Origin of the sequence: Micromonospora sp. NPDC048905 (assembly GCF_040649655.1) — a bacterium.
Lineage (GTDB): Bacteria > Actinomycetota > Actinomycetes > Mycobacteriales > Micromonosporaceae > Micromonospora.
This window is the reverse complement of sequence record NZ_JBEZFV010000004.1, coordinates 525,611-546,548: the sequence shown is the minus strand read 5'-3', so window position 1 is coordinate 546,548 and position 20,938 is coordinate 525,611. Positions and strand designations below refer to the sequence as shown.

Below are 20,938 nucleotides of genomic sequence, written 5' to 3'. Positions count from 1 at the left end.
GTCACATGTTAACAACAGAGATAAAAGGTGGTCAATGCGTTGCCGTGGGACCACAATGCGATGCTGTCGTCCCGACCGGGCAGAGGCTCATAAGCTCAGTCCACACCGTTCGCGCCGTGCCTCCTGCGCAGTCGACGCGCAGGAGGCGATCGACTGCGGGCGATCGCCTAAAGGTCAGACGTACCCTCTGGGCCGGCCGGACCCGCGGCCGACCCGGCACCTTCCGCCTCAGGCATCAAGGATCTGCCATTCCTGGCTGATCTCGCTGCTGACCGGTTGCTGGACCGCCCTGGCGCCGTCTGCGGTGGAGCCGCCTTCGACCCCGACGCACCAGCCATTGCTCACGTTGACGAACCGGTAATATCCGCTGGTCGTCGCAGGGACGAGATTCCACCACTGGTTACGCCCGCCGTTGTCGGCCCACTGAACGAGTGCCGCGCCCTGGCCCGAGCCACCTGGACTGTCCAGGACCTTCCCACTCTTGACACCGGCCAGCCGGAATGAGCCATCGCTGTTGGGCAGCAGCCGCCACTGCTGGTTGGCCGCGCCGGTCCACGGCCACTGGATGACAGTTGCCCCGTCCGCGGTGGAGCCGCCGTTGACGTCCAGCACCTTTGCGCTGCGCCGGTTGACCAGTCGAACGACGCCGCCGGCGGCGGCTGGCAGACCTACGACAACCTGTATCTGTTGCCCGGCCGTCAACGAGATCACCCGGGCCTGCGGACCGAGCGGCGAGGGGGTGACCGTCGCGGACGTGGTGATGGATGCCATCCCGCGCCGGCTGAGGAGGGTGATCGCCTGGGTGATCGTCGAGGTGAGTACCACGGTTACCGAGCGACCGGGAAGATCCCAGGAGAGGCTGTGAATGCGGACCTGGTTGCGGCCGCGGACCCCGGTGATGGTGCCCCTGGCGAGCTGACCGGGCACGGCGGGCAGCAGCTCGATGACGCCGGGCCTGGTGTACACAAGCGCTTCGCTGAGCACGGCCGGCAGGGTGTTGGCCGCATCGGCGTTGTAGGTCTCCAGATTCGGGTTGTGTGCTGTCATCAGCGACCGGAAGAGCATGTTGTTGCCGATGATCTTCCGGAGGTTGCTGTAGACGCCGGCACCGTCCTTGAGTCGAGCGGAGGCGAGGGCTCGATGCAGACTGCCGTGCGCAGAGGTGTTCTCGTCACCGCGCAGCGCCAGGGCCCTGAGCGCGGCGGTGACCAGCCCGGGCGCCTCCTCGGGATTGATCTCGTGCAGGGGCCACGCGCCGTACAGGTGGTGGACGTGCCGATGGTTGTAGCGATCCGTGAGGCCCGGCCAGGACCATTCGGCGAGGGCGCCGCTGCCGTTGATGGTGTAGGGCGGGAGCTTCGCCAGCAGGGCCGTCCAGCGTGCGACGCCTTGGCCGGCGCCCTGTTCGACACCGAGCGCGTTGGCAGCCTCGACAGCCGCCCGCAGGGCGTGTCTGCCGGCCTGGATGTCGCCGGTGGCGTTGATCGCCAGCAGGACGTTCGTGCTGGCCGGCGAGTTCTCCATCGAGAACGACGGCACGAACACCACACGGCCGGCCGAGTCGGTGCGGGTCAGGAAGTCCTCGTAGAACAGCGCCAGCTCCATCAGCGCCGGTCCCAGCTTCTCAGCCAGGAACGTCCGATCCCCGGTGACCTGGTAATACTCCAGCAGAGGGTAGAGCAACCAGTCGGCGCCACCGGTCCAGCACTGGCCGGGGAAGCCGGGGTCGAAGTGCAGCATGTATCCGTACTCGCCGTCGGTTCGTGATGGGGCCAGGAAGCCGCGGGCGCCGTACAGGTTGCGAGCGTTGGTGCGCCAGTGCGCGAGCTGGCCGAGGATCAGGTTGAAGTAGCCCTGCATGGCATCGGTGAGGTCGAGAATGTTGCCGCCGGCGACCTGGAGGTTGATGTTGGCATCGGTGGTGAAATCGTCGGCCCAGGCGCCATTCCAGGTGCCGGCCCAGATTCCGGTCAACCGCGGCGGCAGTACGCCACTGGAGCTGATGAACAGGTAGCGGCCGCTGTCGTAGAGCCGTTCCAGCAGGGCCACATCGATGATGTTGCGGTTGGCGTTCTGCCGGGCGATCAGCTCGGTGGTCGACAGCTGCCGGTCGGCGGCAGAGACGTTCAGGTCCAGGCGGGAGCGGTCGTACATCGCCGAGTGCAGGGTGACGTGCCGGGGCCGCAGCTCGGCATAGTCGGCGCGCACCGCGGCCAGCGCCGCGTGCAACGGCTTGCTGTCCCAGGCCGTGGGTGACTCGTACCTGTCGAGTTTGGTCAGCAGGAGGAGCCTGGTTGCCGCGGTGACGACGATCCTCGACCCGATCGCGGCTACCGTGCCACCGGTGGCGACGACCCGGGTGACGCCCTCGAAGCCGAACGCGCCCTGCCCGGACGGGTAGGTGCCCCGCAGGTTCAGGTAACCCGAACCGTCGATGACGCTGGCCAGGGTGGTGAAACGGACCGAGCCGGGGACACCGGCGAGGGAGGTGTTGACGCTCAGGGTCGCGTCGATCGAGCGGCCGGATGCCGGGGTCAGTTCGTGTACGACGACGTTGTCGGCCCGAGAGGCGAAGGCGCGGCGGGTCCAGGTGCCGTTGCTGTCGGTCCAGGTGGAGGTGACCTCCCCGGTCCGGAAGTCCGTGCTGCGGGCGTACCCGTTGGCGGTGGTCATGCCGGGCGTGCTGATCTGCAACTCGAAGCCGGGGTGGTAGGTCTGGGTCCAGCGCAGGCTCCAGCCGGCCGCGAAGTCCGTGTTGGCTCCGGCGTAGTTACCAGCCAGCGCCTTGTCTCGTACGCCGGCCAGTCGCCCGGAGATCACTGGCGGGGTCACGCCCCGGCTGCCGTTGGGCAGCACGAAGCGATGATGATTGAAGATCACCTTTTCGAGGGTCGGCGTTCCGTACAGGACGGCGCCGTACTCACCGTTGCCGGTGAGGAACCCGTCCGTCCAGTTTGTCGCTGCGGTCGCGTCGTAGATCCCACGCTCGGGCAGGGTGACCTGGGGTGCAGCGGCGGCGGCCCGTCCGGCGCCCACGGCCGGGATCAGGGTCGCCGAGCCGGCGGTCAGCGCGGCAGTGGCGAGCAGGCGCCTACGGCTCACGGGCAGGTCCGTCATCAGGAGTTCCTTTCGAGCCGAGGCTGAAGGTTGGGCGTCATGTCGTCCGGCGCCCGCAGCCCGTCGGTTCTGGGCTACGGACAACGGTTCTCCATGTTCGAATCGATTCGGCAAGAAGATGGGCATGGCTTCGAGTCAAGGCGTGCGTGCCGGCCGTGACCGAATCGATTCGACGACCGACCGATGTCGTTGACCACCCGGGCGGGTGAACACAGCCGACATGTAGATGTGATTAACCGGCAACACTGGCACTGAGTCAAGGATTTCAACTCATCTATGTTGTGCCTAAGCTCGAAATTCCATCAATTCTGGCAAAAGCCGCAGCAAAGGTAGGATGAAAGACTCGTCGGCACTACCGCCGACGCACCGGCTGCGGTCGGCCCGCCATCGGGTGCGTTCACTGGCGGCTCTCCTTGATCTTCGGCGACGGCGTACCGGCGTCGCACCGCGCCTTGATCTCGCTCTTGTTGTCGGTGGACAGCAGCACCACGCGGATCTCCCTGGCCGGACCCGATTCGTAATCGGTGACGCGGTAGCCGGCGGCGGGAGCGACGTTCGCAACGCGAGCCTGGCCGCCGGTGCAGAGCACAGTCACCACGCCACCGAGTGCCCGAACGGGTTTGCCTGGCTTCGCGGCCGCCGGTGCCGGCGCGGCAGTGGCCGTCGCCGTCATCTGCTCACCGCTCGGTGGCGCGGTAGGGCCGGGACTGGCCGACGAGCCGGCTCCGAAGACAGGTGCAGCCGGCCCAGCCGGAGCGCTGAACGTTCGGCTTGGTCGTGAAGTTGGTGCGGGCTCCGCGGACGTCGGCCGGGGAGTGGGTGCCTCGGTGGCAGGCGCATCGGCGGCGCCCGGCGGGGTGACACCGTGTCGAGGGGAGGCCCTGTCCGACCTGCCATCGATAGCCGAAAACTGGGGGAGGAAGAACCAGATGGTCCCTGCCGTCACCAGCAGAACGGGGATCGACAACGAGCCGAGGAGGCGGCGACGCCGGCCGGTGGAGGAACTGGCGGTGGCCGCGAGCGGTACGAGCGGGACGGGTACCTGCTGCGCTGATCGTGCCACGTGTCGCTCGGCGTCGTCGCTCAGACCGTGCAGGGCCGTCGCCACCTCCCTGGCGTCCGGCCGATCAGCGGGATCCCTGGCGAGGCAACGGTCGAGGAGACGATGAACCTCGGGGGACACTCCCTCGATGTCCGGCAGTGGTGCCGGATCGACGTACACGTGCGCATCCAACATCTGCGTGGGGGTCTCCGCTGACCAGGGCAGCTCGTTGGTAAGCGTTCGGTACAGCAACAGTCCGAGCGCGTACACGTCGGAGGCCGGCAGGACGGTGCCACCGGTGAGTCGTTCGGGCGCGAGGTAGGCCGCGGTGCCCAACAGCTTCCCGTCCGCCTCCAGCTCCGGTCGACCGACGGTGGCGGCCAGACCGAAATCGACCACCTTCACACCGGCCGGCGTCAGCATCACGTTGGACGGTTTGATGTCCCGGTGCACCAGATTACGGTCATGCGCGGCGGCTAGCGCCTCGGCGACCTGCGCGCACGTCCGCATCGCGGCGGCCGGCGGCAGGGGACCGGCGGCAAGTCGCTGAGACAGGGTCTGGCCGGGCAACAGTTCCATCACCACGTACGACACTTGACGCCCGGCAGCATCGGTGTGTTCGCCGAAGTCGTACACGCTCGTCACGTGGGGGTGCCAGAGGCCCGCTGCGGCCCTGGCCTCGGCATGGATGCGTTGTCGTGCGCCGTGGGCGGCAGCTTGCGCGCCGGCCAGAACCTTGACGGCCACCGCGCGTTCGAGGACCCGATCCCACGCCCGCCAGACGACTGACATGCCACCAGCGCCGAGACGGCCCTCGACCTGATACCTGTCGTCCAACAGATCACCGGCGATCACTGGGACAGCTTGCCAGAGCGGACTCGTCGTGGCATGGCGACCCGCTCCGACGCTGGTCACCAACCGTCACGATCTAAGCTTGGTCCATCCGTTGAGGAATGTCGCCGGGCGCCGGGAGGTGCCGCCCTCCCGGAGCAACGCGATCCGACTCCGTGGCCGCTCGCTTCCGGGTGAATCCGTCAACCACGCCGGCTGCACCAACCAACAGCCGACACCATGATCAGCATAGTCGCGGCGCATTGATGCACTTGACACGCTCCAAATAGCACCGTTAACATCACCGAAACGTTGTTAGCGCTAACAGCCGCCGGCCGCTGATCCGCGCCGGACGAGACCGAATCGATGGGCGTGTGCGCTGGAAGCCCAACTGGTCGGAAAGCTTCTCCCACCCTTCGTGATCACGGTCGAGCGATGCCTCACATCCAGCAATTAGCCACGTCAGGCCGGCTATTCGCAAATCGGACCGCCCGTTGTTAGCGCTAAATACGCCCAGACGGAAGGTGGTACCTAATGGTTATCGAGAGGACTGCCGGCAATCGACGTCGAGGGTTGGCGGCTATTGGCCTTGCTCTTGCGGTAGGAATGGGCGTGGGTCAACTGACGCCGATCGTGCCGGCGTCGGCGGAGAAACCCGTGCCGCCGGCGGCACCCGGCGTCGGACCGCAAACCCCGTCCGCCAAGGTGCCACTGGCCGGCGTCGACATGGCTCAGACCTACGTGAACCCGATCAATTTGCCCGGGATGGCCGTGCGCAACATCGTGGGAACGATGCCGCCTACGGACGAGAATGTCGCAGACACTTCGCAGATCCCGGCCAGCTTGAACCTGGAGACGTGGACGGCAGCGTCCGGGCGGACTCTCGCGAGCCGATCCACCGCCGGGTTCACCAGGATTTCCGAGAACTCCGCACGGACCGGGGCGGACTGGTCCGCGCTGAACGTCGACGGGACCATCTATCTCTACGCATCTGGTGCCATGCAGAACGCACCGAACAACAACCGCACCGTCTGGTCCACCACCGACTACCTTACGTGGACGCCCCATCAGATGAACCTGGGCCTGGTCGCACCAACCGTCGTGCAGCTTGGCGACAAGTTCTACATGGCCGGCAACAACACGCCGGTCTATCAAGCGGACTCACCCACCGGGCCGTGGACCAGCATGGGGAGTTTCCTGCGCCCGAGCGGCCAGACCCTGAGCGTTGGCGACGTGCAGTTCTTCCCGGACACGGACGGTCGGCTGTACCTGACGTACAACATCGGCTCGCCGATCATGGGCGTCGAACTCGACCCGAACAATCCTCGTCAGCTCATCAGCGACCCGGTCGTGCTCTGGACCTTTGACCCGCGCCAGGAGTGGCAGCACATCGGTGACAACAAGGCGACCTACACGCACGGGTACGTGGAGGGTTCGCAGTTGTTCAAGGTGAGGGACACGTACTACCTCTCGGTCGCATCCGGTGGCACGGAGTTCACCACGTACGCGACCGGTGTGATGACGTCAAAGAAGCCACTGTCCGGGTACAAGGTCACCCAGCAGAACCCGATCGGCTACGGAAACAACCATCCGAGTGCGGTATATCCGAACGCTGGGCACGGCAGCTTCGTACTCGACAAGTCCGGCAACCTGGTGTTCTTCTACACCTATGTCATCGCGTACGAGGAGTTCTTCGAGCGGCGACTGGGGATGGACATCTGCAACGTGAATCCCACGGGTCCGAAACGGGGAGCGATCGATTGCGAGCTGTCGAACACGCCGCAACTGGCCCCGGGGAAGAAGATCTCGGGCAGGGACGACACCGGACTCTACAATGTGGCCACCAACAGCCAGGCGTACTGGGCGAGCAGCTATGCGCCCGGGCGCAACCCGTACTACGGAAGCGACCGCTCCCTATCCACGTGGTGGGAGCCGGCTGACGGCGATGCCGCGCCCACGTACATCAGGGGCTTCGGGACCGTCTTCCACATCTCTGCCGCGCAGATCCAGTGGAAGGAGCTCGGACGCACGTTTACCAAGGACAACGCGGTGCGGTACACGCTGGAGTACAAGGATATCCCCACCAACACGTGGCGGCCTCTGGTCGACAGAAGCACGAACTCCACCGCGTACACGGCTGACTACGTCACCTTCGACCGGGTGCTGACGAACGCAGTCCGGCTGAAGGTCCTGGGTACGACCGAGAACGTCAAGGTCGGCGTCCACGAACTCAACGTCTTCGGGGAGAACTACAACCTGGCCGTCGAGAAGGGCATGCTCACTCGATAGTCCGAATGCTGGGCCGTGCAGGAGGAGCGGGCGAGATCAACGGATCTCGCCCGCTCCTCCCTGTGCTACGGGTGCCGGTGTGGCTTCCGCACCGTCAACGTCTGGTGATTGGCGGCGTGGGGCCGGTAGGTCGGGTTGCCGGAGTAGGCAACGTGGACCCGGTAGGCCCCGGGCTGCAGTTTGGCGGTGGGCAGTTCGACGACGGCCCTACCATCCGCCAGTGGCACGACGTGCACGGTGCCGCCGAAGGTGACGGTGACCTCGCCGGTCGGGGTCGGAGCGTGGTGCCTGCGCCCGCCCGCCGGCCCAACGGTCACGTTCAATCTGAACGTGCCCCCGCGGACAACCGACGCCGGCTTGGCCTTCGCCTGGACCTTGACGGCGGCCGTGCCCGAGGGCACCTCGAACGATGCCGTACCCACCGACGCCTTCAGGTAGTCGAAGCCGAGGTACTCGGCCTTGACCGTCCGGGCACCCGCCGGGAGACCTGTCGGCAGCGTGACCGTGGCTGCGCCGCCATGCAGGTGGGCGAGCTTCGACCACGAGCCGATGCTGAGCCGCACCTGACCGCCGGTCTCGAATCCGTCAGCTGCGGTGACCGTCACGGTGGCCGTGGTCGTCTGGGCGCCACTCGCGTACGGCTCGACTGCCACCTCGGTGGTGGTCGTGACGTCGCTGTTCGGGATTCCGCGGATATCGTTCCACTCGCGGACGGTCAGCGGGATCACGGTGCCGTGACGCGGACGGACGACACCCGCGTTGGTCATGGTGATCGCCTTGGCGTTCCAGGTCGGAGCCTCGATGTCCTCGTGGCACGCGGCCTGGTAACCCCCACCGTTCGTGTACCGGTCACCCCAGAGGTAGAACTGGCCGGGGCAGGAGGTGTCACCGGGGTTCGCCTTGAAGACGACCGGTCCCTCGTACCCCTGGTTGGCGGCCCACGTCGTGCGTCCCAGAGCCGGCGCGACCAACGTCCAGTTGTCGATGTTGCTGTCCAGGAAGTCGGTGTGCTTCTCCGAGAAGATGTCCGAGCCCTGGTTGCCAGCCTCGTTCTTGGTCACCCGGTAGTAGTGGTCACCGACCCGGATGGCGGTCGTGTCGATCCGCGACAGCGGGGCCGGATCCTGCCAGACCTGGGGAGCGGAGAACGTCTGGAAGTCCCGCGTCGTGGCGTACCACATCTGCGCGTTGCCCTGACCGGTGCGGTTCACCGGGTCGCTCCACAGCGACTGCGCCCAGAACACGACGTAGGCGCCGATCTCCTCGACCCACAGCGACTCTGGTGCGAAGGCGTTGCCCGCGTTGTCCGGCGCGACCTTCACGTGCCGCTGAGGGGTCCAGTTCACCAGATCGTGCGACTCGAACACCTCGATGTACTGGGTGTCGTTGATGGCGTATCCACCCTGGTCGTACCAGTTCAGGTCGGTGGCGATCATGTAGAACGTGTCGCCGTCGGGTGAGCGGACGATGTGCGGGTCACGTAGCCCCTGGTCGCCCAGTTGAGAGATCAGCGACGGCCGACCTCCGGTCAGACCTGTCCAGTCCAGGGCGGTGTTTCCGTTGGACGTGGCGAACATGATCTGCTCGCCGTCGGCAATACCCTCGCCCTTGAAGTACCCCATGAAGTACCGCTCGTACTCTTCGGTTCGCGGCATGGCGGTGATGGTCACCGGGAACGACTTCTTCTCCGAGGCCGAACCCTTGGTGATGGTCGCCGTCAGGGTGGCGGCAACATCCTCATGGCCGAAGGCCGGGCGGCTGACCGCACCCGTCGGGGTGACGAGGCCGGTGGTCGATTTCCAGGTGATCGTGGATCCGAACTCGCCCTTGGCGGCGAGGTCGAGGTTTCCGCGTACGTCGTCGGTGTCGGCCAGGGTCAGGTCGAAGGCGTCCCGGTCGACCGCCTGCGCGTCGTCGAACTCGGCCTTCACCACGACGGGGATCTCCCGGGTGGTGACCTCCTGGCCGCCCTTGCGGACAGTCGCCGTGAGCGTGGCTGTCGCGTCGGGCTGCCCCTGCGCGGGCCGGGTGATCCTGCCGGTCACCGCAACCTTGCGTGCGCTGGCGAGGGCTGGCGGGCTGTTGACCTCGACGACCGAAGGGTCCGAACTGGTCCAGGTGATGGTCGAGCCCGCCACGGAGCCCACCTTGGGCAGAACGACATCGCGTACGACCGCACTGGTCAGGCCGAGGTCGATGGCTGCGGCGTCGGCGCGAACCCCATCGGAGACGGTCTTCTCTGCCAGCAGGAGTGTCTCGTCCAGACGCACCGCCCGGTCGTACACGCGGAAGTCCCGGATCGTTCCGCGGAACGAGTAGTGGCCCGACGTCTGCGAGCGACCCAGGAAGTTGCAGTTGGTCCCCGCCGCGTTCACCGACGGCGCCGTGGTCAGGTCGGTCGACGTCGCGTGCAGCACGCCATCGAGGTAGAGCCGGCCGGTCCAGCTCGTTCCGTTCGAGTTCAGTGACTGGGTGTAGGTGACATGGGTCCACGCTCCCTCGAGCATGCGGACCCGGTTCTGTTGGAGGTTCGCCGGACCCACCGCGACGCGGAACCGCTGGGTGTTCGACGCGAAGATGGAGCCCTCGGCGCCGGTGTCGACGTCGCACGAGCCGGACTTGCGGCCGAAACCCCACATCTGGTGCTCGCCGACGTTTGCCGGGTCGACCCACACGTCATAGTCGACGGTGAGGTTGGACATGCCGGCGGTGATGTCGTTCGGCAGTGCCACGTATGCGCCGTCGAGGGCGCCCTCGTAGGAGTCGGGGTTGAACCTGACTCCTTCACCGGTCAGGGCCGCCTTCTCGGGATTCACGAGCGTGGCGTTCGCCGCCGCGCCCGCGCTACCCGAGTTGACCAACGTCGTCCCACTGGTCTCGTCGAGGGCGAAGTGGTGTACCAGACCCTCGTCGAGATGCTCCTCGGCGGCGTGCGAGGGCGTCGCCGCGAACGAGACCGACAGAAGCGCACCCAGTGCCAGGACCGCGACACCTCTACCCTTGCGACTCAGCCCGAGACGTGGCCTTCGCTGTCGCAGTCTCAACTGATCCTCCTTGGTCGGGGTGGGATCTCTCTAAGGTGGACGGAACTGTTGACGCTAACTACGGCGTGCTGCCAGGTCAACGCAGTGCGTCGCCGCCTCAGCGGGTCCCGCGAGAATCGTGTCCGTCCGTCGGCCCGCACAGGCGCGTCCCGCCGGGTGAGGACTCTGCGGATGGCGGCGAGGCGCGACGCCGAGGGCCAGGGCCGCCCGCTCGTCCGGCCCGGCCGCTCGGGTCAGCTCCTCCGGGCGAGCGGCGCCACCCCACCGCAGGCACCGATCGTGCGCGCGGCCGCCGCCTGGACCCGCGGGGACGGATCGGAAAACGCCGCGGTGGCCGTGGCCAGCAACGCCGGCACGATCTGCCGGCAGCCGAGCACCGCCCGGACGTACAGGGCACCCTGCAGCCGCCCGTCCTCCCAGATCCCCTCCTCGTCGCCATCGGCAAGCGCCTGGGCCAGAGCGGCGTCCACGTCGAAGTCTGGCTCGGGCAGGTCCCTGTCCGTGCTGCTGCCCGCCTCGGCCACTGCGGCCAGGAAGTTGAGCAATTCGGCACGCAGGCCGGGATCGGTCACCCGCGGGTCGGCGAGCAGTGCGGCCACGTGCAGGGCGACCGGCGGGGTCGCGGTCCACGGCGTTCCCTGATGAATGATCGCCGACCACAGATGCTTGAGCGCCGTCGCGCGGGCCGTCGGGTCGTCCCCAGCGAGCGCCGCCAGATGGCCTGGGGTGTCCACGGCGGGGCCGTAGGCGTGCAGCAGAGCGGCGTACTCGGTCACGCCGGGAAAATACCCGGTCCGCACCGCGAACACCGTGTTGCACTGCACCCGGCGTCCGCTCGTGTCGATGAGCGGAAGCCGTCAGCAGGGCGGACTGCCTGGGCGTCACGCGCTAATCAGGCTATGGCGTACCGACCCGTAGTCGTGACACCCAGGTGTCGGACCGCCGTGTCGATGCTGGCTGCGGCCGCTGGCAGCAGCGGCAGCCGTACTCCCGGGGTCGGGATACGGCCTTGCGCGTGCAGTACTCCCTTGATCACGGCGGGGTTGGGCTCGGCGAACAGGGCGGCGGACAGTCGCCTGAGCTGGTGTCCCAGTGGCCGTGCCTGATCCGCCTGCCCTGCCTGGAAGGCTGCGACCAGCGCGAGGAACTGTGCGGTGGCCACGTGTGCCGAGGCGAGGATGGCACCGTGTGCGCCGAGTGCCAGCATCGGCGCCAGCAATTCGTCCGTGCCGGCCAGGACACTGAACCCCTGGGGTGGGTCGGTGAGCAGATCGACCGCGTCACCGTCGATGGCGCCTGGCGCGTACTTGATGCCGATCACCGCGTCGATCGCCGCCAACCGCCGTACCGCACCTGTCGACAAATCTTGTCCGGTGCGGTGCGGTACGTGGTAGACCACGAGCGGCACCGGGCTGGCCGCCGCGAGGGCGTCGAAGTGTGCCACGACGCCGTCCTCCCCGGGGCGCACGAATGACGGCACCAGACACAGCGCGGCGACCACCGATCGGCGGGCGGCCAGCGCCTGCAGTTCCTCGGCGGTGTTGGCACCGACCAGTAGCGGGACGGCTCGCCTCCCGCACACCCCGGTCAACACCTCCAGCACCTGGTGACGTTCGTTCGCGTTCAAGGTGATGGCTTCGGCGGTGGTGCCCAGGGCCACCAGACCGGCAGCGCCGGCGGACAGCACCTCGTACGCGAGTTCTTCCAGTACGCCCAGGTCCACCGCCCCGGCCTCGTCGAAGGGAGTGATCAGGGGAACGTGTACGCCGTTCAACGTCATGAATGCAGCCTGGTCGACGGCACCCGTAAGATCCAGTTCCGATTCCTTGGCTGATGCGTAAGGTGAGCTGATGCTCGATGGACGCCGGTTGCGGCTTCTCAGTGACCTGGATCGGCTGGGCACGATCGCCGCCGTCGCCGCCGTCCACGCGTACACACCATCGGCGGTGTCCCAGCAGTTGGCCGTCCTGGAACGCGAAGCGGGTGTCGCGCTGCTGAGGCGCAGCGGCCGCCGGGTGGAGTTCACCGCCGCTGGCCGGGTGCTCGTGCGTCATGCCGCGACGGTGCTCGCAGCGCTGGAGGAGGCCGGCGCCGCGGTCGCCGCCGTACGCTCCGAACCCGCCGGGCAGATCCGCATCGGTGCCCATCCCTCCGCCGTACGCACGGTGCTGCCGGCGGCGCTGGTCTCGCTCGGCCGCGACCATCCAGGGCTGGAGCTGTCGGTCAGCGAACTCGACCCGGTCGCGGTGCCTGGCGCCCTCCGTGACCGCCGGCTCGACGTGGGCCTGCTGCAGGACTACGACATCGTGCCGGCCGGCACGGACCCGTCGCTGGAATCGGTGCCACTGCTGCACGAGGCCGTCTACCTCGCCGTCGCGGCGGATGCGCGGGTCACCACGCTCGCCGATGCCCACGACACCTCGTGGATCCTGGCCAGCCCGGGCACGCTGTGCCACGACGTGGCTCTGCGGGTGTGCCGGGGCGCCGGCTTCACGCCTCGTGCACGGCACCACATCGACGACTTCGCTGCTGTGCTTGCCCTGGTCCGGGCCGGGCAGGGGGTCGCACTGGTACCTGAACTAGCGGTGCTCGCGCCGGAGACGGGAGTACGGCTGATCGCCGCACCGACTCGACGTCGCACCCGGATCGGGTACCGCCGCGGCGCGGCCGAGATGCCGGCAGTAGCGGCCGTCGTCGCCGCGTTACACGCCTCCGCTGGACTGTTCGGCGCAGGTGAGCCTGCTTAATCGGCGGATCGTCACCGCTGAGGATGGGCTGGGGCTCGCGTTCTACGGCCGGATGTCCACGGTCGACTTCCAGCGGCCCCGGAGTGAGCCTTGCGGTCAAGGTGACAACCGGAGAGCGGCCGTCGGGCGGCTGACGCAGCTGTGGTCGGGGGTTGTTCGCCGATGTTGGCCGCCTGCCACTGGACGGGGTGGCACGCTGGGCACGTGGACTGGGCAGTGAGCCGGGGGAATCTGGCATCGGGGTTACGGTGAACGGCCTCTGATGCGTACCGCGTTGATCGTGGTAGCCGCGTTGGTGGCGGCGGTGGTCGTGGACCTGACCTCTGGCGTGCTGGTCCGTCGGGTGGCCCGTGGCCGATACCGGTGGTTGCTGGAGCCGCTGCGGCATGCCTGCCGCCGCCCGGCGGCGGCGGTGCTGCTCGTTGGGGCGCTGTACTACGCGCTGCTCTTGGGCCCGGCGGCGTCGCCACCAGTCCGACGACGATCTCAGGGCGGCCCTGTTGACTCTGCGTCATCGGTGCTCCTCACCGTAGCCGGGCTCGGCCCCTGAGGGCGAGAACCGGAGGCGTGCCGCGCCGTCGCGGCAGCTTCCGTGTCGACGCGATGCCGGCCGGTGCTCCTTTGGTGGCGAAGTGACCAACTGCGGTCTCCCGTCCCGCGTCGCCGACAAATGTTGGGTTCAGGTGGGTGACGTGCGGAACATCGACACACCTGGACGGACATACCCCCCGGGGGTATTTTGAGGGTGAGGAGGCGATGCGGGATGTCGCACGATGAGCACCACCAGATGCGGACCCCGGGTGAGGCCGTGGAACGACACGGGGGTCAGGGTGATGACCAAATCGGCCGAGAGGGTCTGGGCGGGCAGCTTGTTCAGCCCGGCGCCCACGGCGACCATGCCGGTACTGCCGGACATGGTGGGCATGACAAGCACGCCGGGCACGACCCCGAGCTGTTCCGCCGCAAGTTCTGGCTGAGCCTGGTCCTGACGGTGCCGATCGTGGTCACCAGTCACATGGTGATGGACTGGTTCGGCTACCGGCTGGACTTGCCGGGCGTCGACTGGGTGGGACCGGGGCTGGGCACCGTGGTGTTCGTCTACGGCGGGTGGCCGTTCCTGCAGGGCGCGGTGCGGGAGGTCCGTGACCGGGCGCCGGGAATGATGCTGCTGATCGCAATGGCCATCACCGTCGCCTACGTGGCCTCGGGGGCGACCGCGCTGGGCGTGTTCGATCTGGACTTCTGGTGGGAGCTGGCGGCGCTGGTCACGATCATGCTGCTCGGGCACTGGCAGGAGATGAAGGCCATCGGTCAGGCCCAGGGCGCCCTGTCGGCCCTGGCCGCGCTGCTGCCCGACGACGCCGAACGCCTCGGCGGTGACGGGCAGCCCGAACGGGTGCGGGTCGGCGACCTGGACGTCGGCGACGTTGTCCTGGTGCGCCCCGGTGGGCGGGTGCCGGCCGACGGGCGCATCACTGACGGTCGCGCGGAGTTGGACGAGTCGATGATCACCGGTGAGTCCCGGCCGGTTGGCCGCGAACGCGGCGACCGGGTGGTGGCGGGCACGGTCGCCACCGACGCGGCCGTCCGGGTGCGCGTCGAGGCCGTCGGCGAGGACACCGCCCTGGCCGGCATCCAACGCCTGGTCGCGCAGGCCCAGCAGTCCAGCGGCCGGGCGCAGGTCCTCGCTGACCGGTTCGCGGCCTGGCTGTTCTACATCGCCACCGTCACCGCCGCTGCGACGCTGCTGATCTGGACACTGGTCGGGAACCTCGACGAGGCCGTCGTGCGTACCGTCACGGTGTTGGTGATCGCCTGCCCGCACGCGCTGGGGCTGGCCATACCGCTGGTGGTCGCCCTGTCGACCGCCGTGGCGGCGAAGGGCGGCATCCTGGTCAAGGACCGCCTCGCCCTGGAACGGATGCGCACCATCGACACGGTGTTGTTCGACAAGACCGGCACCCTGACCCGCGGCGCGCACGTCGTCGCCGGTGTCGCCGCCACTGGCGGCGTCAGCGAGACGGACGTGCTGGCCGTCGCGGCGGCGGTGGAGGCCGACAGTGAACACCCCCTCGCGCGGGCCATCGTCACCGCCGCCGCCCAACAGGGCGCCCGACGCACCGCGACCAATTTCCGGTCGCTGACCGGTCGCGGGGTACGCGCCGACGTCGACGGCGTCGGTTACGCCGTCGGGGGACCCGCCCTGCTGCGCGAACTCGACGCCACGGCACCCGCTGACCTCGATGAGCACCGGGCCGAGTGGTCCCGACGAGGAGCGGCGATCCTGCACCTGCTGCGCCTCAATGGCGAACGGGCAACCGTCATCGGCGCCCTCGCCCTGGAAGACCAGATCCGCCCCGAGGCGCGCCAAGCCATCGCCGACCTCCGCCAACAGGGCATCCGCAAGATCGTCATGATTACCGGGGATGGGCGGCCGGTGGCCGAGGCGGTCGCTGCCGACCTGGGGTTCCGGCCCGGTGAGGACGAGGTGTTCGCCGAGGTGCTGCCCGCCGACAAGGACGAGGCGGTCGGTGAGCTGCAACGCCGGGGGCTGCGGGTGGCGATGGTCGGTGACGGCGTGAACGACGCTCCTGCGCTCGCCCGCGCCGACGTCGGCATCGCCATCGGCGCCGGCACCGACGTCGCGATCGAATCCGCAGGTGTCGTGCTCGCCTCCTCCGACCCGCGCGGGGTCACCGGAGTCATCCGGCTCTCGCGCGCCTCGTACCGCAAGATGATCCAGAATCTGGCCTGGGCCGCCGGCTACAACGTCGTTGCCCTTCCCTTGGCCGCCGGTGCTCTGGCCTGGGCCGGTGTGAGCCTGAGTCCCGCGGTCGCCGCGGTGCTGATGTCCGCCTCCACGATCGTGGTCGCGCTCAACGCCCAACTCCTGCGCCGCGTGCAGTTACGCCACCCGGACGATTCGGGTCTGGACCGCGGAGGGCGTCCCCTATCCAATCGCTGAAGTGGTTGTGTCATCGAACGACTTGGTTGTACCGTCGAACCATGCAGGGTGAGGAGGTAGATGCGGCGCAGGACGCCCTGTTGCGGTTCATCCGCAACTTCGGCCTCCATCAGCCCGACCGAACGCCATGCGGACAGCCACTGCCGGTCTCCGAGGCGCACGCCATGGTGGAGATCGCCCGCGAGACAGGCATCCGTCAGACGGAACTGGCCCGCCGGCTGCGGCTGGAGAAAAGCACAGTCAGCCGCCTGGTCACCAACCTGGTCAACCGGGGTTGGGTGCGCCGCGAGACGGCCGACAGTGACGGCCGCGGCGTCGTGCTGCTGCTCACCGAGGCCGGAATCACCGCTGCTGCTCGGCAGGCCGACGCCCGCCGGCACCGGCTCACCGCTCTGCTCGCTCGCGTACCCGACGACCAACACGCCGCCGTGGTGCGCGCGCTGCAGACCCTCGCGGAGGCCGCCGATGAACCGTCCTGACCGCCACTCTCGAACCCGGACGCTGCTCATGGTCGCTGCCACCGCCACGGCCATCACCCTGAGCAGCGGATGCGCCGACGACTCGACGCCGACACCGGTGACGTCCAGCCGGCAGGCCGAGGTGGCCGAGCGGGGCGCATCAGTCATGCCGTTCGACCTGGAACGCACCACGCACCAATTCACCAAGAGCGGTAGTGGCGGCGTCCAGACCGTGACCGCCGACGACCCGCAGGACGCCAGTCAGGTCGCCCTCATCCAGCAGCACCTGCACGAGGAGACCTCCCGCTTCCGCCGCGGCGACTTCACCGACCCGGCGGCGATCCACGGCGACGAGATGCCCGGCCTGCAAGCGCTCCGTGCACACGACGGACGCATCACCATCGACTACGAAACCACCCCCGGCGGGGGACGCGTCACCTACACCACCAGTGACACCGAGCTCCGCAACGCTCTGCACCACTGGTTCGACGCCCAAGTTGGCGACCATGGTGAGCACGCCACCCGCTGAACACCGTCTACTTGGATGAGGTTGTCGGTCAGCGAGACGCCGCGCTGACCACGCGCTCGAAAGCGTCCACGTCGATGCGCCTCGTGACGTGGACGTTGGCGATGTAAGTGCTCCGGACGTCTGCGTCGACGATGCCCGGTCCCGACGGCAGCCCTGCCACCGTCAGCTCCGACGGCGCGATCGCTCAGATCAACCTGCTGCTGAACACCAGCCCGTACTCGACTTCGGCCCTCGACCTGGCCGGTGACGACCTCCGGCAGGTGGCCCACGACCAGGCCCCCCGCCGGAACAACCGCGCTGGTCGGCGGTGTCAGCTCCGTCTTCGCCGACATCCGCGACGCGAACAACCGCGACCTGTGGGTGATCTTCCCGGTGGCCGGGGTGCTGATCGCCGTGATCCTGGGGCTACTCCTGCGCAGCATCGTCGCCCCGGTCTACCTCATGATCGCAGTCGGCCTCGGCTTCGTGGCGACGCTCGGGGCGACCGTCCTTGCCTTCCAGGGCATCGGCGACCGGGCCGGAGTGTCCTTCTCCCTGCCGATCATCCTCTATCTGTTCGAGCCGGCAACGATCCCCGCACCGCCGCCTCGTTGGCGATCCACCACGCTGGACCGTCGGTGGCCGCGGCCGGTCTGATCCTCGCCGGCACGTTCACCTCGATGCTGTTCGCCGGGGTGTCGTTCCTGACCGAGATGGGCTTCGCGGTCTCGGTGGGAATCGTGCTGTCCGCGTTCATCATGTCCCTGCTCCTCGTCCCCGGCATCACCGCGCTCCGCGGCCACGCCGCCTGGTGGCCCGGGCACGGCGACGCCGCCCGCTCCGACCCGTCGGCAACGCCGGCCGGGGCCAGCCCTTCGGAGTCAGCGGCCACCTCAGCGCACTGAGCAATCGCCTCACGCGGTGGGCGGGGCGAAACGTCCCGTCCACCGCGTTTCCCCGATACCGTCGCTCACGCCGTGGGCGAGGTCGCCGCCTCGGCCGCCCCGGTCGCCTTCGGCAGCCCCGCCGGGCGATCTGATCTCGGAGGGTGTGCAACCGCACACCCATGTGTTTCAATGCCGCTACCGATAGTTGATCGTGGCCTCAACACCTGAGGCTCGCCGGACAACGAGGAGTGTGCATGAGGCGACGGATACCCGCACTGCTGGCGGCAACCGTCCTCGGCCTGGGACTGACCCCGGGGCCCGTCCACGCGGCGCCCCCCGCGAGCGCCAGCGCAGGCGGGGGCATCGTCGCCCCGCCGCGGTTCGACTTCGCGACCGCCCGCGCCGCCGCGGACCCGGAGACCCAGGCACGCATCGCCGCCATCGCCGCGCTGCTACCGGACAACTGGCAAGCCATGCTCGCCGACAAGCGGGAGAGGCTGGGCCTGCGACCGTCCGTCGCGCAGCAGTTGGTCGAGGGCGCGATCGACCCGTCGCTCTACCAGTGCCAGGACACCCAGTTCACCACGTACACACAGGGCCTGCTCGAGGGCGTCGACCTGGACACCCTGCTGGTCCTGCTCATCTTCGGCGTCCTGGATTACGCGGCCTACGACGCGCTCATCTACGGCCAGCCCAACAACGAGGCGGACTACGGCCTGCCCGCCAGCCACAAGAGCACGTTGAAGCGGACCTTCAAGGACGCACAGCAGTTCTGGGACGTCAACCTGTTCGACGTCAAGCTCATGGCCATGCAGAACGACATGCTGCAGGATCCCGCGCGGGTAGCTCGGATGGTCGCCTTCATCTGGGGACTGGACGAGGAGCAGGCGGCAGCCGCCGCCGCCGAGATCATGGCCATCATCGGCTCCGTCCCCGCGCTCGACGGAGGACGCAACCCGATCTTCACCCTGAACGCCTACGCCTTCACCGCCGAGGGTGAGGCCGACCCGCTGCTGCGGGACGTCCCGGACAAGGTCGTCTTCGGCGAGGGCATGCTCACCGCGATCGGCGCACTCGGCCTGGGAACAGCCGGCACGCGCGCGATCCTCGCCCACGAGATGGCCCACCACGTTCAATTCGAACAGGGCCTGTTCGACAGCCCGCTGACCGGCGCCGAGGCGACCCGCCGTACCGAACTGATGGCCGACGGCTTCGGCACCTACTTCGTCACCCACCCGCGCGGGCTCAACTTCAACGGCGTCCAGATCCACCAGGCGCAACAGACGTTCTACGAGGTCGGCGACTGCTACTTCGACGACCCCGGTCACCACGGCACCCCGAACCAGCGCCTGCGGGCCTCGGTCTGGGGCGCCCAGGTCGCCCAGCAGGCCACGGGCATCAAGCCCATCCTGCCGTCGATGAATCTCTTCAACCGATTCGAGCGCAAGCTCCCGGCGTTGATCAAGCCAGACGCGCGCCCGGAACCGGCCGGCCGCCTCTGACCCGTCGTACCCCCCGGTGGGCCGTCGGAATCCGGACGGCCCACCGGGGCGCTCATGCACGTTGATCGCAGCGTCGTCCATCAGCGGTCTCCGTTCAGTGTTCTGTTGTCGCCGGGGTGGTGGTTCGGGGTAGCCCCAGGGCGAGTAGGGCACCGAGGGCGACCACGGCCGCGCCCGTCGCGACCGCCGGCGTCAGGCCGTCCACGAAGGTCGTGCCGGTGGCGTACCCGCCGTTGGCGGCGAAGACCGAGGCGAGCGCGGCGACTCCGACGGCTACGCCGAGTTCGCGGACGGAGTTGTTGGTGCCGGAGGCGGCGCCCCGGGCGTCTTCCGGCACACTGGCCATGGTCGCGGTGCTGATCGGGGCGAAGGTCAGTCCCATCCCGATGCCGGCCAGCGCCAGTGGTGCGGCGAGCACGCCGTAGGCGACGTCGGCCGCAACGACCAGGGCGAGCCAGCCGAGCGCGATGGCGAGGGTGCTCTGGCCGGCGATGATCAGGTTGCGGACGCCGAGCTTGCCCACCAGGAGCCCGGCCAGCGGGGCAACCACCATCGGCGCCATGGTCCACGGCATCGTGCGTATCCCTGCCTCCAGGGGACTCAGTTTCTGCACCACCTGGAAGAACTGGGCGAGCAGGAACACCGAGCCGAAGACGCCGACCGAGAACGTGAACGCCACTGCGGTGACGAGGCTGAAGGTGCGGGAGCGGAAGAGCCGCAGCGGCAGCATCGGGGCCGAGGTTCGCCGCTCCCACCAGAGGAAGCCGCAGATCAGCGCGGCGCCTCCGACCAGCGCCGCCACCACCCCGGTCGACATCCACCCGTGCTCCTCGCCGTGCACCACTCCCCAGACCAGGGCCAGCACGCCGACGGTGGAGAGGGCCAGGCCGGCCGGGTCCAGCCGGGACGACGGGCGACGTGATTCGCGCAGGGTGGTCGCGGCCAGTCCGATGGCGAGCAGTCCGATCGGTACGTTGAGCCAGAAGATCCACGTCCAGTCGAGCCCTTCGACCACCGCTCCGCCCACCAGCGGGCCGACAGCGATACCGAGACCGCTGATTCCGCCCCAGATTCCGATGGCGGCGTTGCGACGCCGCTCGGGGACGGCCGCGGCGAGCAGGGTGAGCGACAGCGGCATCACGGCCGCTCCGGCCGCTCCCTGGACTGCCCGGGCGGCGGTGAGCATCCACGGTTCGGTGGCCAGGGCGCAGGCGGCGGAGGCCAGCGTGAACAGGCCGATGCCGGCGAGGAAGAGCCGGCGACGGCCGATCCGGTCGCCGAGCGCGGCGGCGGTGAGCAGCAGCGCGGCGAAGGGAAGCGTGTACGCGTTGACGAACCACTGCAGGTCGGTCAGGGAGGCGCCGAGTTCCGTCCTGATCACCGGCAGTGCCGTCGTCACGACGAGATTGTCCAAGGTGACCATGAACATCGGCACGCCGACGGCGGCGAGCACGGCGGCCAGGGGTGGGCCGTCGGGCCGGTCGGGTGGGCCGGGAGGAAGCACGGCGGCGCTCTCGGTGACGGTGTTTGCACAGGGCATCAGGGGCT

Annotated in this window: 15 protein-coding genes; 9 read left to right on the top strand and 6 right to left on the bottom strand. The window is 68.5% G+C overall.

Going from position 1 to position 20,938, the window contains the following annotated elements; all coding sequences use genetic code 11:
- Positions 1-228: 228 nt before the first annotated feature.
- Together AB0C01_RS13900 and AB0C01_RS13895 are read right to left on the bottom strand one after the other, a co-directional pair.
- Positions 229-3,117 (bottom strand): glycoside hydrolase N-terminal domain-containing protein, encoded by a 2,889-nt coding sequence (locus tag AB0C01_RS13900; RefSeq protein WP_357571276.1) that lies wholly within the window; start codon positions 3,115-3,117, stop codon positions 229-231.
- 397 nt (positions 3,118-3,514) lie between these two features.
- Positions 3,515-5,014, bottom strand: coding sequence for a protein kinase (locus tag AB0C01_RS13895; protein WP_357571275.1), 1,500 nt, complete (start codon positions 5,012-5,014; stop codon positions 3,515-3,517).
- 588 nt (positions 5,015-5,602) lie between these two features.
- On the opposite strand from AB0C01_RS13895, the gene AB0C01_RS13890 reads away from it, so the two are divergent.
- Positions 5,603-7,279: a family 43 glycosylhydrolase gene (locus AB0C01_RS13890; protein WP_357571274.1), complete on the top strand. Its 1,677-nt coding sequence runs from the start codon at positions 5,603-5,605 to the stop codon at positions 7,277-7,279.
- A gap of 65 nt (positions 7,280-7,344) precedes the next feature.
- On the opposite strand, the gene AB0C01_RS13885 is transcribed toward AB0C01_RS13890, so the two are convergent.
- From AB0C01_RS13885 to AB0C01_RS13875, 3 genes are all read right to left on the bottom strand, one after another.
- Complete coding sequence (locus tag AB0C01_RS13885) at positions 7,345-10,323, bottom strand: immunoglobulin-like domain-containing protein (protein WP_357571273.1); 2,979 nt, start codon at positions 10,321-10,323, stop codon at positions 7,345-7,347.
- A gap of 233 nt (positions 10,324-10,556) precedes the next feature.
- On the bottom strand, positions 10,557-11,099 hold the full coding sequence (locus tag AB0C01_RS13880; RefSeq protein ID WP_357571272.1) for a hypothetical protein: 543 nt from the start codon (positions 11,097-11,099) through the stop codon (positions 10,557-10,559).
- A 116-nt stretch (positions 11,100-11,215) separates the two neighbouring features.
- Complete coding sequence (locus tag AB0C01_RS13875) at positions 11,216-12,103, bottom strand: dihydrodipicolinate synthase family protein (RefSeq protein WP_357571271.1); 888 nt, start codon at positions 12,101-12,103, stop codon at positions 11,216-11,218.
- A 70-nt stretch (positions 12,104-12,173) separates the two neighbouring features.
- Here AB0C01_RS13875 and AB0C01_RS13870 point away from each other — a divergent pair, with 70 nt between their 5' ends.
- The 8 genes from AB0C01_RS13870 to AB0C01_RS13835 all read left to right on the top strand — a co-directional run bounded on the left by AB0C01_RS13870 (position 12,174) and on the right by AB0C01_RS13835 (position 19,390).
- Positions 12,174-13,070: a LysR substrate-binding domain-containing protein gene (locus AB0C01_RS13870; RefSeq protein ID WP_357252278.1), complete on the top strand. Its 897-nt coding sequence runs from the start codon at positions 12,174-12,176 to the stop codon at positions 13,068-13,070.
- A gap of 262 nt (positions 13,071-13,332) precedes the next feature.
- Positions 13,333-13,620, top strand: coding sequence for a hypothetical protein (locus AB0C01_RS13865; RefSeq protein WP_357252275.1), 288 nt, complete (start codon positions 13,333-13,335; stop codon positions 13,618-13,620).
- A 213-nt stretch (positions 13,621-13,833) separates the two neighbouring features.
- The gene (locus tag AB0C01_RS13860) at positions 13,834-16,035 is read left to right on the top strand and encodes a heavy metal translocating P-type ATPase (protein WP_357571270.1); all 2,202 of its coding nucleotides are present in this window, start codon (positions 13,834-13,836) and stop codon (positions 16,033-16,035) included.
- Between the two features lie 41 nt (positions 16,036-16,076).
- Positions 16,077-16,514, top strand: a complete 438-nt coding sequence (locus AB0C01_RS13855; protein WP_357571269.1) for a MarR family winged helix-turn-helix transcriptional regulator — start codon at positions 16,077-16,079, stop codon at positions 16,512-16,514.
- The gene (locus AB0C01_RS13850; RefSeq protein WP_357571268.1) at positions 16,501-17,022 is read left to right on the top strand and encodes a hypothetical protein; all 522 of its coding nucleotides are present in this window, start codon (positions 16,501-16,503) and stop codon (positions 17,020-17,022) included. The genes AB0C01_RS13855 and AB0C01_RS13850 overlap by 14 nt, the downstream gene beginning before the upstream one ends.
- 243 nt (positions 17,023-17,265) lie before the next feature.
- Positions 17,266-17,658: an MMPL family transporter gene (locus AB0C01_RS13845; RefSeq protein ID WP_357571267.1), complete on the top strand. Its 393-nt coding sequence runs from the start codon at positions 17,266-17,268 to the stop codon at positions 17,656-17,658.
- Positions 17,613-17,906 carry an MMPL family transporter gene (locus AB0C01_RS13840; RefSeq protein WP_357252257.1) on the top strand — a complete coding sequence of 98 codons (294 nt, stop codon included), beginning with the start codon at positions 17,613-17,615 and terminating at the stop codon, positions 17,904-17,906. The genes AB0C01_RS13845 and AB0C01_RS13840 overlap by 46 nt, the downstream gene beginning before the upstream one ends.
- A gap of 236 nt (positions 17,907-18,142) precedes the next feature.
- On the top strand, positions 18,143-19,390 hold the full coding sequence (locus tag AB0C01_RS13835) for a hypothetical protein (protein WP_357571266.1): 1,248 nt from the start codon (positions 18,143-18,145) through the stop codon (positions 19,388-19,390).
- A 94-nt stretch (positions 19,391-19,484) separates the two neighbouring features.
- Here the strand turns inward: AB0C01_RS13835 and AB0C01_RS13830 are convergent, their stop codons facing one another.
- Entirely contained in the window at positions 19,485-20,930 is a 1,446-nt protein-coding gene (locus AB0C01_RS13830; RefSeq protein WP_357571265.1) for a DHA2 family efflux MFS transporter permease subunit, read from the bottom strand.
- Positions 20,931-20,938: the final 8 nt, after the last annotated feature.